The organism is Pseudomonas sp. B1(2018), from assembly GCF_003097365.1.
Lineage (GTDB): Bacteria > Pseudomonadota > Gammaproteobacteria > Pseudomonadales > Pseudomonadaceae > Aquipseudomonas > Aquipseudomonas laurylsulfatiphila.
Genome location: NZ_PYUK01000008.1, coordinates 102,630 through 116,473, shown reverse-complemented (window position 1 = coordinate 116,473; position 13,844 = coordinate 102,630). Strand labels below are relative to the sequence as shown.

14 protein-coding genes are annotated in these 13,844 nt (G+C 59.3%); 11 read left to right on the top strand and 3 right to left on the bottom strand.

The features are described from left to right. Positions 1-3 precede the first annotated feature (3 nt). The 4 genes from rpsP to rplS are packed head-to-tail and all read left to right on the top strand — an operon-like array spanning position 4 to position 1,948. Positions 4-255 (top strand): 30S ribosomal protein S16, encoded by a 252-nt coding sequence (rpsP, locus tag C9422_RS14650; protein WP_007972721.1) that lies wholly within the window; start codon positions 4-6, stop codon positions 253-255. Positions 256-260: 5 nt separating this feature from the next. Next, positions 261-797: a ribosome maturation factor RimM gene (gene rimM, locus C9422_RS14645; protein WP_007972729.1), complete on the top strand. Its 537-nt coding sequence runs from the start codon at positions 261-263 to the stop codon at positions 795-797. Positions 798-799: 2 nt separating this feature from the next. Further along, positions 800-1,552: a tRNA (guanosine(37)-N1)-methyltransferase TrmD gene (gene trmD, locus C9422_RS14640; protein WP_007897583.1), complete on the top strand. Its 753-nt coding sequence runs from the start codon at positions 800-802 to the stop codon at positions 1,550-1,552. Positions 1,553-1,597: 45 nt separating this feature from the next. Further along, complete coding sequence (gene rplS, locus C9422_RS14635; protein ID WP_003175895.1) at positions 1,598-1,948, top strand: 50S ribosomal protein L19; 351 nt, start codon at positions 1,598-1,600, stop codon at positions 1,946-1,948. A gap of 203 nt (positions 1,949-2,151) precedes the next feature. Here rplS and C9422_RS14630 read toward each other — a convergent pair whose 3' ends face one another. Next, the gene (locus C9422_RS14630) at positions 2,152-3,963 is read right to left on the bottom strand and encodes a sodium:proton antiporter (RefSeq protein WP_116581137.1); all 1,812 of its coding nucleotides are present in this window, start codon (positions 3,961-3,963) and stop codon (positions 2,152-2,154) included. 107 nt (positions 3,964-4,070) lie between these two features. On the opposite strand from C9422_RS14630, the gene xerD reads away from it, so the two are divergent. The 6 genes from xerD to C9422_RS14600 all read left to right on the top strand — a co-directional run bounded on the left by xerD (position 4,071) and on the right by C9422_RS14600 (position 10,827). After that, on the top strand, positions 4,071-4,967 hold the full coding sequence (gene xerD, locus C9422_RS14625) for a site-specific tyrosine recombinase XerD (RefSeq protein WP_116581136.1): 897 nt from the start codon (positions 4,071-4,073) through the stop codon (positions 4,965-4,967). Between the two features lie 252 nt (positions 4,968-5,219). After that, positions 5,220-5,951 carry a bifunctional protein-disulfide isomerase/oxidoreductase DsbC gene (dsbC, locus tag C9422_RS14620; RefSeq protein WP_007971283.1) on the top strand — a complete coding sequence of 244 codons (732 nt, stop codon included), beginning with the start codon at positions 5,220-5,222 and terminating at the stop codon, positions 5,949-5,951. A gap of 133 nt (positions 5,952-6,084) precedes the next feature. Continuing rightward, complete coding sequence (locus C9422_RS14615; protein WP_008018563.1) at positions 6,085-7,389, top strand: homoserine dehydrogenase; 1,305 nt, start codon at positions 6,085-6,087, stop codon at positions 7,387-7,389. Positions 7,390-7,493: 104 nt separating this feature from the next. Continuing rightward, positions 7,494-8,903, top strand: coding sequence for a threonine synthase (gene thrC / locus C9422_RS14610; RefSeq protein ID WP_007971289.1), 1,410 nt, complete (start codon positions 7,494-7,496; stop codon positions 8,901-8,903). A gap of 119 nt (positions 8,904-9,022) precedes the next feature. Beyond that, a complete protein-coding gene (locus C9422_RS14605) occupies positions 9,023-10,378 on the top strand; it encodes a transporter substrate-binding domain-containing protein (RefSeq protein WP_116581135.1) in 1,356 nt (451 codons plus the stop codon). Between the two features lie 161 nt (positions 10,379-10,539). Next, a complete protein-coding gene (locus C9422_RS14600) occupies positions 10,540-10,827 on the top strand; it encodes a DUF3509 domain-containing protein (protein ID WP_007971293.1) in 288 nt (95 codons plus the stop codon). Between the two features lie 170 nt (positions 10,828-10,997). Here the strand turns inward: C9422_RS14600 and C9422_RS14595 are convergent, their stop codons facing one another. Together C9422_RS14595 and C9422_RS14590 are read right to left on the bottom strand one after the other, a co-directional pair. Further along, the gene (locus tag C9422_RS14595; RefSeq protein WP_116581134.1) at positions 10,998-11,966 is read right to left on the bottom strand and encodes a TIGR02285 family protein; all 969 of its coding nucleotides are present in this window, start codon (positions 11,964-11,966) and stop codon (positions 10,998-11,000) included. Beyond that, complete coding sequence (locus C9422_RS14590) at positions 11,920-13,119, bottom strand: CaiB/BaiF CoA-transferase family protein (RefSeq protein WP_116581133.1); 1,200 nt, start codon at positions 13,117-13,119, stop codon at positions 11,920-11,922. Before C9422_RS14590 ends, C9422_RS14595 begins: the two co-directional genes overlap by 47 nt. 147 nt (positions 13,120-13,266) lie before the next feature. On the opposite strand from C9422_RS14590, the gene C9422_RS14585 reads away from it, so the two are divergent. After that, positions 13,267-13,809 (top strand): YaeQ family protein, encoded by a 543-nt coding sequence (locus C9422_RS14585; protein ID WP_007971297.1) that lies wholly within the window; start codon positions 13,267-13,269, stop codon positions 13,807-13,809. Positions 13,810-13,844 lie beyond the last annotated feature (35 nt).

Sequence of the window (13,844 nt, the reverse complement as noted above, 5' to 3'; positions counted from 1 at the left end):
CACATGCTAACAATCCGTCTTGCCCTTGGCGGCTCCAAAAAGCGCCCGTTTTACCACTTGACCGTAACCGACAGCCGCAACCCGCGCGACGGTTCGCACAAGGAACAGGTTGGCTACTTCAACCCTGTTGCCCGTGGTCAGGAAGTTCGTCTGTCCGTGAACCAAGAGCGCGTAGCCTACTGGCTGAGCGTTGGTGCACAACCTTCTGAGCGCGTTGCTCAGTTGTTGAAGGAATCTGCTAAGGCTGCGGCCTGAGCAATATGAACGCGACGCCAGCTGTTGCTGATGATTTGATCGTTATCGGCAAGATTTATTCTGTTCACGGCGTTCGCGGCGAAGTGAAGGTGTACTCCTTTACTGATCCGATTAAGAACCTGCTGGATTACAAAACCTGGACGCTCAAGCGTGACGGCAATGTAAAGCAGGTAGAGCTGGTCAGCGGACGCGGGAATGACAAGTTCCTGGTCGCAAAGCTCAAGGGTCTCGATGATCGTGAAGAAGCTCGTCTTCTGGCCGGTTATGAGATCTGCGTGCCGCGCAACCTGTTCCCTGAACTCACCGACGGCGAGTACTACTGGTACCAGCTGGAAGGTCTCAAGGTCATCGACACCCTCGGGCAACTGTTCGGGAAGATCGATCACCTGCTGGAGACCGGCTCGAACGATGTCATGGTGGTCAAGCCTTGCGCTGGCAGCCTGGATGATCGCGAACGCCTGTTGCCCTATACCGAGCAATGCGTGTTGGCTGTCGACCTGGCGGCAGGCGAGATGAAGGTGGATTGGGACGCGGATTTCTAAGCGTGGCTAACTTGCGCGTAGAAGTGATCAGTCTGTTTCCCGAGATGTTCTCTGCCATCAGCGAGTACGGCATCACCAGTCGTGCGGTGAAACAGGGGCTCTTGCAGCTCACCTGTTGGAATCCGCGAGACTACACGACGGATCGACATCACACTGTGGACGATCGCCCGTTTGGCGGTGGTCCGGGCATGGTGATGAAGATCAAGCCCCTGGAAGATGCTCTGGTTCAGGCCAAGGCAGCAGCCGGGGAGGCGGCGAAGGTAATTTACCTGTCGCCCCAAGGCCGCCAGCTGACTCAGTCGGCGGTACGCGAGTTGGCGAATCTGGATGCATTGATCCTGATTGCCGGCCGCTATGAAGGCATTGACGAGCGTTTTATTGATGCTCATGTCGATGAAGAGTGGTCGATTGGCGACTATGTTCTGTCTGGCGGCGAGCTGCCGGCGATGGTCCTGATCGATGCGGTTACACGACTGCTGCCTGGAGCTTTAGGGCATGCGGACTCCGCCGAGGAAGATTCCTTTACGGATGGTTTGCTGGATTGCCCGCACTACACCCGACCGGAGGTGTATGCGGATCAGCGTGTTCCCGACGTATTGCTAAGTGGCAATCACGCGCACATCCGGCGTTGGCGTTTACAGCAGTCCCTTGGTCGGACCTTTGAACGACGCGCCGATCTTCTGGAAAGCCGCTCGCTTTCTGGAGAAGAGAAGAAGCTGCTCGAGGAATACATCCGCGAGCGGGACGATAGTTAACAACGTATCGATGGTAGATCCGACGATTTACCTTAGGAGCACAGCATGACTAACAAAATCATCCTTGCACTCGAAGCAGAGCAGATGACCAAAGAGATCCCTACCTTTGCCCCGGGCGACACCATTGTCGTTCAGGTGAAAGTGAAGGAAGGCGACCGTTCGCGTCTGCAAGCGTTCGAAGGTGTTGTTATCGCCAAGCGTAACCGCGGCGTAAACAGTGCATTCACCGTTCGTAAAATCTCCAACGGTGTTGGCGTAGAGCGTACTTTCCAGACCTACTCCCCGCAAATCGACAGCATGGCTGTCAAGCGTCGCGGTGACGTACGTAAAGCCAAGCTGTACTACCTGCGCGACCTGTCGGGTAAAGCAGCTCGCATCAAGGAAAAACTGGCTTAAGTCCAGCTTCCGATGCAAAAAAAAGCAGCCTGCGGGCTGCTTTTTTGTTGTCTGCGATTTAATGAGTTCTCCGGTTCATGACCTGGCGCAAGACCGAGTCGCGGCCATCGCGAGCAAGCTCGCTCCCACAGTGGATCTTCAGTGAGCGCAATATCTGTGAGCACTAAAGATCATTGTGGGAGCGAGCTTGCTCGCGATGGGATTTAGCCGGCGCCAACAGTCTCCGGCTGAATCAATGCCAACAACGTCCAGCCCGCCGCGGGCTTGATCGTGCTCTCCGGCGTCACCACATGCACCCAACCGCTGTCATCGCGCACGAACAGCAACGTCGCTCGCTCACCATGCAGTGCCTGGTAATCATTCCAGCCGAAGCCATCCGTCAATGTTGTGCTGTACAGCTCGGCTCCCTGGCTTAACTGGCTGGCGAGTTTGGCGTAGGTCAGCGCTTCGCTGCCCAGTTGATTGCCGCGATGTTCCAGGCTGGTGCGATGCTTGTCGGTGCGACGGCTTTCCTGGCCGCTGCCCAGGCCGAACATGCGCTGATGGCCCAGTTCATGACGGAAGCGCATCAGCGCCAGGGTGTTCATTTCACCGGAGGGGGACAGCGCCAGCAAGTGCCCGAGGCCGACCAGGTCCAGGTGCGCATCGGCATGTTGCGACGCCGGATTGCCAAAATAGGTCGGCAAGCCTTCCATCCGGGCTGCGCGAATGTTTTCCCAGCTCGAATCTGTCAACAGTACGCGACTGCCCAGTTGCTGCAGGGCCTTGCCCAGTGTGCGAGCGGGTCCGTTGGCGCCGATGATCAGGAAGCCGCTCGGTGCCGGTTCCGCCACCTTCAGCAGGCGTGCCAGCGGTCGTGCCGTCGCGCTTTGCAACACCACCGTGCCGATGATCACCGCAAAGGTGAGCGGCACCAGCAGCAGTGCCCCCTGATGACCGGCCTCATGCAGGCGGATGGCGAAGATTGCCGACACCGCCGCTGCCACAATGCCCCGCGGGGCGATCCACGCCAGCAGCGCCCGTTCGCGCCAACCCAGGCTGGAGCCCGCCGTGCTCAGCAACACATTCAATGGGCGGGCGATGAACTGAATGACCAGCAACAAAATCAGCACCAGTGGCCCGAGGCCGATCATGGCGTTCAGGTCCAGTCGTGCCGCCAGCAGAATGAACAGGCCGGAGATTAGCAATACGCTGAGGTTTTCCTTGAAGTGCAGGATGTGCCGCACGTCGACGCCTTTCATGTTCGCCAGCCACATGCCCATCAGTGTCACGGCGAGCAGTCCGGATTCGTGGGTGACTTCGTTGGACACAATGAAAATGCCCAGCACTGCCGCAAGCGCTGCCAGGTTGTGCAGGTATTCCGGCAACCACTGACGACGAATCAGGGTGCCCAGCAACCAGCCGCCAAAAATGCCGAAGAGGCTGCCACACAAGATTACGCCGCCGAAGGTCAGCAGACTTTCCTTGAGCCCGTTACCTTCGGCGCTGGCGATGATGAAGCTATAGACGACCACCGCCAGCAGTGCGCCGATGGGATCGATGACAATGCCTTCCCAGCGCAGGATGTTGGCAATCGAGGCTTTCGGTCGCACGACACGCAGCATCGGTACGATCACGGTCGGCCCGGTCACCAGGGTCAGGCTGCCGAACAGGATGGCGAGCATCCAGTCGAAACCCAGCAGCCAGTGAGTGGCGAGCGCAATGACCGCCCATGTGGAGAGCGCGCCAATCGTGACCAGGCGGTGGACGACGCTGCCGATCTCGCGCCATTCGGACAAGTGCAGGGTCAGGCTGCCTTCGAAGAGGATCAGCGCCACTGCCAGGGACACCAGCGGCATCAGCAATGGCCCGAACATTTCCTGAGGGTCGAGCAAGTGCAGCACGGGGCCGACCAGAATGCCGGTCAACAGCAGGAAAAGGATCGCCGGCAGTTTCAGGCGCCAGGCCAGCCATTGACAGAGCAGCGCCGCCGCACCGATTCCACCCAATGCCAGTAAGATCTGCTGTTCGCTCATTGCTGCTCCCTGTTCCTTGATTTGGCGGCCTATGAAAGACTAGCGGCCGTTTCCATGTCTGTTTCTAATTTTGTGCGCAGTCTCAAGGCTGCGTGATTTGAGTGCCCATGCCTGCCATCGATCACCCGCTGATAGACCAATTTCTCGATGCCTTGTGGCTGGAGAAGGGCCTTTCCGATAACACCCGCAATGCCTATCGCAGTGACCTGGCGCTGTTCAACGGCTGGTTACAGGACAAAGGACTGGAGCTGGTCAATGCCGGGCGCGAGTTGATACTCGACCACCTGGCGTGGCGCCTGGAGCAAAACTACAAGCCTCGGTCCACTGCCCGATTTCTCTCGGGCGTGCGTGGCTTCTATCGCTATCTGTTGCGGGAAAAGATGATCGCCGTCGATCCAACGTTACGGGTTGATATGCCGCAGCTCGGCAGGCCGTTGCCGAAATCCTTGTCAGAGGCTGACGTCGAAGCGCTGCTGGCGGCGCCGGACTTGAGCGAAGCCATCGGTCAGCGTGATCGGGCCATGCTTGAAGTGCTGTATGCCTGCGGCTTGCGGGTGACCGAGCTGATCAGCCTGACGCTGGAGCAGGTCAATTTGCGCCAGGGGGTGTTGCGAGTGATGGGCAAGGGCAGCAAGGAGCGGTTGGTGCCGATGGGCGAGGAGGCGATTGTCTGGGTCGAGCGCTATATGCGCGATGCCCGCAGCGAACTGCTTGGCGGGCGTCCCAGCGATGTGTTGTTCCCTAGTCAGCGTGGCGAGCAAATGACCCGCCAGACCTTCTGGCACCGGATCAAGCATCAGGCCAAGGTCGCCGGGATTGGCAAGTCGCTGTCGCCGCACACGTTGCGCCATGCCTTCGCCACGCATCTGCTCAACCATGGCGCCGATTTGCGGGTGGTGCAGATGCTCCTTGGCCACAGCGATCTGTCGACTACCCAGATTTACACGCACGTCGCCCGCGCCCGCTTGCAAGACCTTCACGCCAGGCATCATCCCCGCGGATGACGGTGTTCCCCTGTAGGAGCTGCCGAAGGCTGCGATCTTTTGATCTTGAAAAAAACAAATCAAAAGATCGCAGCCTTCGGCAGCTCCTACAGAGAGCCTCATGTGTCGAGGTCAAAATGTCTTGCGTCAGGCGCATTCGGTCATGCGAACCTTATGTGATAGGCTTGGTCGGTTTGCACGATGGGCGGTTATGACCCGGTGTTTCGGCACGGGCGTTCTGATCGTCCCATATGTTCGCCTTCAGGAGTTCTCATGCGTCTGACCCAGATTTTCGCCGCTGCAGCCATTGCGTTGGTCAGCACCTTTGCCGTCGCCGATGACGCGGCCGACAAAGCCATTCGTAAAAGCCTGGAAAACCTCCAGCTCGAAGTGCCGGTAGAGACCATCACCGCCAGTCCGTTGCCGGGCCTGTACGAAGTCAAGCTCAAGGGCAGCCGTGTGCTGTACGCCAGCGCCGACGGCCAGTACGTGGTGCAGGGCTACCTGTTCGATCTCAAGGACGGCAAGCCGGTCAACCTGACCGAGAAGACCGAGCGCCTGGGTATCTCCAAGCTGATCAACGATATTCCTGTTGCAGAAACCGTGGTGTACCCGGCCATTGGCGAAACCAAGTCGCACATCACCGTATTCACCGATACCACCTGCCCGTACTGCCACAAGCTCCACGCCGAAGTGCCGGAGCTGAACAAGCGCGGCATCGAAGTGCGTTACGTCGCGTTCCCGCGCCAGGGCCTGGGCTCGCCGGGTGACGAGCAGCTGCAAGCCGTGTGGTGCTCGAAAGACAAGAAAGCGGCCATGGACAAAATGGTCGACGGCAAGGAAATCAAGGCCGCCAAGTGCGATAACCCGGTTTCCAAGCAGTTCGCTCTTGGCCAGTCGATTGGCGTGAACGGCACACCGGCCATCGTTTTGGCCGACGGACAGGTCATTCCGGGCTACCAGCCTGCGCCACAAGTCGCCAAACTGGCGCTGGGCGCGAAGTAAATTCGCATCGTCACGGGCAGCCATTGACGATCATGGTCCGGCAGCGACATCGCCGGGCCATTAATAGAGAGCCGCGAGCATGCGGCTGTTTTCACGGCCGGCCTTGAGTCGGCCGTTTTATGGGGAGTTCACAGTGAAACCGGTCAAAGTAGGCATCTGTGGGTTAGGGACCGTCGGTGGCGGTACCTTCAACGTACTTCAGCGCAACGCCGAGGAAATTGCTCGTCGTGCCGGGCGTGGGATCGAAGTGGCACAAATTGCCATGCGCACGCCAAAGCCTCAGTTCCAAACGACCGGTATTGCGATTACCAACGATGTCTTCGAAGTGGCCACGAACCCTGAGATCGACATCGTTATAGAGCTGATGGGCGGCTACACCGTTGCCCGCGAGCTGGTACTCAAGGCCATCGAGAATGGCAAGCATGTGGTCACCGCGAACAAGGCGCTTATTGCCGTTCACGGTAATGAGATTTTCGCCAAGGCGCGCGAGAAAGGCGTGATCGTTGCGTTCGAAGCGGCGGTGGCTGGTGGCATTCCGGTGATCAAGGCGATCCGCGAAGGCCTGTCCGCCAACCGTATCAACTGGGTGGCCGGCATCATCAACGGCACCGGCAACTTCATCCTGACGGAAATGCGCGAGAAGGGTCGCACCTTCGAGGACGTATTGGCCGAAGCCCAGGCTCTGGGGTACGCCGAAGCCGATCCGACCTTCGACGTTGAGGGAATCGACGCTGCTCACAAGCTGACGATCCTGGCGTCCATCGCATTCGGCATCCCGCTGCAATTCGACAAGGCCTACACCGAAGGCATCACCAAGCTGACCACCGCTGACGTGAACTACGCCGAAGCGCTGGGTTACCGCATCAAGCACCTGGGCGTGGCGCGCAGCACCGCGGCCGGTATCGAGCTGCGCGTGCACCCAACGCTGATCCCGGCCGATCGCCTGATCGCCAACGTCAACGGCGTGATGAACGCCGTGATGGTCAATGGCGACGCCGCCGGTTCGACCCTGTTCTATGGTGCCGGTGCCGGCATGGAGCCGACCGCTTCGTCGGTGATCGCCGACCTGGTGGACGTGGTCCGTGCCATGACGTCCGATCCGGAGAACCGCGTGCCGCACCTGGCGTTCCAGCCGGATTCGCTGTCGGCTCACCCGATCCTGCCGATCGAAGCCTGTGAAAGCGCCTATTACCTGCGCATTCAGGCCAAGGACCATCCGGGCGTATTGGCTCAGGTCGCGAGTATCCTCTCGGAGCGCGGCATCAACATCGAGTCGATCATGCAGAAGGAAGCCGAGGAGCACGACGGCCTGGTGCCGATGATCCTGCTGACCCATCGCGTGCTGGAGCAGCACATCAACGATGCCATTCAGGCACTGGAGGCTCTCCAGGGTGTGGTTGGACCGGTAGTCCGGATTCGCGTCGAACATTTGAATTAACACAGCGGCAAGCGGCAAGCTTCAAGCGGCAAGTTGAAAGCAGTTCGGCTTTTACTTGCAGCTTGAAACTTGAAGCTTGAAGCTCAAACCGAAGGTTTGCCCCTATGCGCTACATCAGTACCCGCGGCCAGGCACCGGCCCTGAATTTCGAAGACGTCCTGCTGGCAGGCCTTGCCACCGACGGCGGTCTGTACGTCCCGGAAAACCTGCCACGTTTCACCCAGGAGGAAATCGCTTCCTGGGCCGGCCTGCCGTATCACGAACTGGCCTTCCGAGTCATGCGCCCGTTTGTCACCGGCAGCATTCCAGACGCTGATTTCAAGAAAATCCTTGAAGAAACCTACGGCGTGTTCGCCCACAGCGCCGTCGCGCCGCTGCGTCAGCTGAACGGCAACGAATGGGTGCTGGAGCTGTTCCACGGCCCGACCCTGGCGTTCAAGGACTTCGCCCTGCAACTGCTTGGTCGCCTGCTCGACTACGTGCTGGAAAAGCGCGGCGAGCGCGTGGTGATCGTCGGTGCCACCTCCGGTGACACCGGTTCGGCCGCCATCGAAGGCTGCAAGCACTGCGAAAACGTCGACATCTTCATCCTGCACCCGCACAACCGCGTGTCCGAGGTGCAACGTCGGCAGATGACCACCATCTTCGGTGAGAACATCCACAACATCGCCATCGAAGGCAACTTCGATGACTGCCAGGAAATGGTCAAGGCCAGCTTTGCCGACCAGGGCTTCCTCAAGGGCACTCGCCTGGTCGCCGTGAACTCGATCAACTGGGCGCGGATCATGGCCCAGATCGTTTACTACTTCCACGCAGCCCTGCAGTTGGGCGGCCCGGCGCGCTCGGTGGCGTTCTCGGTTCCGACCGGCAACTTCGGCGACATCTTCGCCGGTTACCTGGCACGCAACATGGGCCTGCCGATCAACCAGTTGATCGTCGCCACCAACCGCAACGACATCCTGCACCGCTTCATGAGCGGCAATCAGTACGTCAAGGAAACCCTGCACGCCACGCTGTCGCCGTCCATGGACATCATGGTGTCGTCGAACTTCGAACGCCTGCTGTTCGACCTGCATGGCCGCAACGGCGCGGCAATCGCCGGACTGATGGATTCGTTCAAGCAGGGCGGAGGTTTCAGCGTCGAGCAAGAGCGCTGGACCGAAGCCCGCAAGTTGTTTGACTCGTTGGCTGTGGATGATGCGCAAACCTGCGAAACCATCGCCGAAGTCTACGAGCAGACCGGTGAAGTGCTCGACCCGCACACGGCCATCGGGGTGAAAGCTGCACGCGAATGCCGCCGTAGCCTGGACATTCCAATGGTGATCCTGGGTACCGCCCACCCGGTCAAATTCCCGGACGCCGTGGAAAAAGCCGGTGTAGGAAAAGCGCTCGAACTGCCTGTGCATCTTTCTGATTTGTTTGAGCGAGACGAACGTTGCACCGTATTGCCAAATGACCTGAAGGCCGTGCAGGCCTTTGTCAGCCAGCATGGCAACCGTGGCAAGCCGTTGTAAACGGTCAGCGCTGTTACATTTTGAAGCCCGTCTCCTGACGGGCTTTTTCATTTCTGCATGCACACTTGTCGTGTTCTCGCCGCGAAGGGACAGGCGAGTGGATCACCAAGGACATGGGAATGCGGTTTACAAGTGTGTTCAAGCCAGTCGCGCGCTGGCTGGTTTTATTCTGCATCGTGGGAGTCGTCGAATGGGGAGGGGCAAGCCCTGCATCGATTCAGGAGCGTGAGAAGGCTGCTGCCAGTTCAGCGGTCGTGCTGGATGAGCAGGAGCTGCAGTGGATAGCCAGCCATCCACGGGTCGTGGTCACGGCGCTGGAATACCCGTTGTACCAGTTCAAGGATGAGCATGGGCAATGGACAGGCCTGAACAGTGACCTGCTCAAGCGCATCAGTGACATGACGGGGTTGCAGTTCGTTTATGAAGAGTCTTTTTCCGTTGATCAGATGCTGGCTCGTCTGGAAAGCGGCGCGGCGGATTTGAGCACCACGCTGTCAATGAATGACGAGCGCCGGACGTTTCTCGATTTCAGCCATGCGTACGGCGGTGCAGGATGGGTCTTTGTCGGGTTGGCCGGGGCACCGCCGGTGCAGTCGCTGGAGGATCTGGCGAAGCGGGTATTGGTGCTGCCGACCCGACATGCACTGGAAGCGATGATCCGTCGCGATTTTCCGTCCATCGAATTGCGTTCGGTCAAAACCTACGCCGAAGCCCATGCCTGGGTTGAAAGCGGCGAAGCCTATGCCACCATCGAAAGCGAAATCGGCGCCCGGCTTTTTCCGTCGGGCCGACTGCAGATCGGAGCTACGGTGCCGGACAAATGGGATGCGGATTATCTGGCGGTGCGCAAAGGTCAGCCGCAGTTGTTGAGCATCCTCAACAAGGCGCTTGAGGCCTTTCCTGCTCAGGAGTTGCGCGATCTTCGCCGCAAGTGGTTCGGTGGTGCTACCACGGCACAGGCGCCTGGCCTCTGGCAGCGGCTTGACCAGTGGGTCTGCTGGGGCATGTTTGTACTCAGCCTGTTCGGCCTGTTGTCCCTGCTCTGGAACCGACGGTTGGCGGTGGTCGTCAGGCAGCGGGTCGAGGCCCAAAGGAGCCTGCGCGATCAGCTTGCATTCCAGCATGCCCTGATGGATGCCATGCCCGACCCGATGTTTGTCCGTGACCTGCAAGGGCGCTTGATCATGTGCAACAAAAGTTATGAGGACGCCTTGTCGACACGTTTTGACCGGATGCAGGGGCGGCAGTTGGTCGAGGTCGATGTCATGCCCAGACAAACCGCGGAACTGTTGCATGCCGAGTTCATGGCGCAGTTGAGTACGCGCAGGACGCGCTTCTTCGAACGTCAATTGCTGTTCAAGGAGGGTGTCCGGGATATCTACCAGTGGACCGTGCCGTTTTACACGGCGGATGGCCAGATGAAAGGCTTGTTGGGAGGCTGGGCCGACATCGCCCGGCGTACCCGACAAACGTGACGGCTGGGTTTTTTCTCTGTCATGTTCGCCGTGCATGCTCTCTTGACTGCACGGCAGGTTCGCCTGCAGTCAGTCTCCAGAACTTTCTTCTCGGGCAAGTGGTCATCTGTTACAGGCATGCCCCTGGCACGTTGTTTTCGGACTAATGAGTGGTGATCGGGATGGAAAGTATCAGTCTGTTGCTCGGTGAAGCGCTGAGCCCGTATCAGGTCACATTGACCCCGTCAGGCATTCGTGGCGAATGTCGGGTGACCCTGAAAAATGCTATCGGCGCGACCGTGGTCGAGCGCGAGTTCAATCAGGCCCAGTTGAATGACAAGCGCCTGCTGACGGATGTGGTCGATGGTTTGCATCGCGACGTGCTGATCGCTGAAGGACGCCTTGAGCCCTGTGTCATCGCGGCATTGCGTAATGCTGCCCGGGACAAGCTTCTGGCCAGCCGCAATTGAACGGATTTTTGTGGGAACCTTCCCACGCCCAGGTCAGTCAGACTTTGTAACAGCAGGATCAAGCATTGTGCTCCGGTGCTTGTAGCTTGCTGCTACTGGTCTCCAAGCAGACCACGTTTAACCCCGAGTCGTTTCCCCACTTCTCGGGGTTTCTTTTTGCCCGGGATTGTTCATGGCTGCGCCAGATTGTCGAAAAACGCCTTGGTGTCTTTCAGGTATTCACTGCGGCTTTGCGGATCCAGCCAGGCGGCATAGGCCTCGTCCAGGCGCTCGCGGGGCAGGGTACGCAGCACCTGATTGATTTCGACAATGGCCTGTCGGCCCTTTGGCGTGTCGGTGCAACCGATGTAGCCGGACAGGTATTTGCCCGTGCCCCGGATTGGATAGAACTGCAATTCATCCTCGGCGATACCTTGCAGCGAAGCCTGGTAGCGGATCTCCGGGCGATAGCCCAGCAGCAGGCGCAAACGCCCAAGGCGCTGCATTTGCAGGAGGCTGCCCAAGGCGTCGTTACCGTAATGAGGCGTCAGCACGTCGGCGGGTGCTTGCTTGAGCAGCCCGTCGAGGTATTCGCCGTAATTGCGCTCGGCGATGATCCCCAGCTTTTCGTTGCCGCTGGCGAGTAACTCGGCAAGGTCCACTTCGCCATCCTTGATAAAGGGGGCCAGTACCTTCTGGTCAACGCGGCGCACGGCCAGGCCATTGCTCATGGCACGGAAGACCGGGATGGAAAAGGCGATCCACTGTTCCCGTTCCTTGCTCCAGTTCAGCGCCGCGTCGCAGACGAGGGACGGTTCGTGAAGCATTTGCAGGCCACGCGCGCGATTGACCCTCATCACGCTGTGGTGGTACTGCGGCATGCCGGCTATCAACAGGGGAAGCAGTTGATCGATGACGCCCTGGCCCTTTTTCGGTCCGTCGAAGATCGTCAGTGGCGGCAGGTCGCGTTTGAGCCAGATCAGGGTATCCCTGGATTGCGCCAGGGCTGACGGGACCGGTTCAATCAGCAGGAGCAGGGTCGCCAGCACGCAAAGCAAGCAGGCAGCCCGAGAGCGGCAGTACCGAATGCCCCATGCAGGCAGGCGCCTCAGCTCAGATGGCTCCGTCTTTGCGCAACTGTGCGATCTGCGTCGCGTCATAGCCAAGTTCCTGGAGTACCTGTGCGTTGTGCTCACCCAGTTGTGGCCCGACCCATTCACATTCACCGGGTGTCTCTGAGAGTTTCGGCACGATTCCCGGCATCTTGAAGTCTTTACCGTCCGGCAGTTTGGCCTGCAGGAACATTTCACGCGCCAGGTACTGAGGGTCATTGAACATGTCTTCGGCGCTGAAGATCCGACTGGCCGGCACGTCGGCCTGATTGAGCAGCGCCAGCACCCTGTCCAGCGGCAGCGAATTGACCCAGCGATCGATGACGCCATAGATCTCGTCGCGCCGCGCATCGCGGCCATCGTTGCTGGCAAGCAGAGGGTCATTGGCGAGGTCTTCCCGGCCAATGATCAGCATGAAGCGTTTGAAAATGGCGTCGCCATTGGCGCCGATCTGCACGTGCTTGCCGTCGGCGCTGGTGTGGATCGAGGACGGGGTGATGCCCGGCATGATATTGCCCGTGCGTTCGCGGATGAAGCCGAACACGTCGAATTCCGGGACCATGCTTTCCATCATGGCGAAGATGGCTTCGTACAGCGCCACGTCCACCACTTGCCCCTGGCCGCCGTTGACCTCGCGATGACGCAGGGCCATCAACGCGCCGATCACGCCCCAGAGCGCGGCAATCGAGTCACCGATGGAAATGCCGGTGCGCACCGGTGGCCGGTCTTCGAAGCCGGTGATGTAGCGCAGGCCGCCCATGGACTCACCGACCGCACCAAAGCCAGGTTGATCTTTCATCGGGCCGGTCTGGCCGAAACCCGACAGCCGCACCATGACCAGTTTCGGGTTCAAGGCGTGCAGGACGTCCCAGCCCAGGCCGAGTTTTTCCAGGACGCCGGGACGAAAGTTCTCGATCAGAATGTCGGCTTCACCGAGCAACTGTTTCAGGATCGCCTGACCGTCGGGGTGCTTGAGATTGAGGGTCAGGGATTTTTTGTTGCGCGCCTGGACGAACCACCACAACGAAGTGCCTTCATACAATTTGCGCCATTTGCGCAATGGATCACCGCCGTCCGGGGATTCGACCTTGATCACATCGGCACCGAATTCAGCGCAAATGCGCGAAGCAAACGGGCCGGCAATCAAGGTACCCAATTCGATGACTTTCAGACCGGAAAGCGGTTTGGCGGTGAACGGCATGCGGGATCCTGCTGGACAAGGGATGGGCGAATACAGCGTTTTAACATAGCCGACTGTCAGGCGCTTCAGCTTGATCACCTTCAATTCGTGGATTGCCCGTCGCATCGGTTAGACTTGCCGCCTTTCCTCGTATCAAGAAGCCCGTTCATGGCCCAGCCGTCCACGACCTACAAGTTTGAACTGAACCTCACCGACCTCGACCGCAGCGTCTATGAGAGCGTGAAGCAGACCATCGCCCGTCACCCTTCGGAAACCGAAGAGCGCATGACCGTGCGCCTGCTGGCCTACGCACTCTGGTACAACGAACAGCTGTCGTTCGGCCGTGGCCTGTCGGAAGTGGATGAACCGGCCTTGTGGGAAAAAAGCCTGGATGACCGCGTCCTGCACTGGATCGAAGTCGGCCAGCCGGATGCCGAGCGCCTGACCTGGTGCTCGCGCCGCACCGAGCGCACCAGCCTGCTGGCCTACGGCAGCCTGCGGGTGTGGGAAGGCAAAGTGGTACCAGCGGTGAAAAACCTGAAAAACGTCAATATCGCTGCCGTGCCTCAGGAAGTCCTGGAGACCCTGGCCAAAGACATGCCACGCGTCATCAAGTGGGACGTGATGATCAGCGAAGGGACGATCTTCGTCACCGACGACCGTGGTCAGCACGAAGTTCAGTTGCAGTGGCTGGCCGGTGAGCGCGGCTGATTTTTCGCCGCTTCAGCGCGTCACCCGGTTTTATC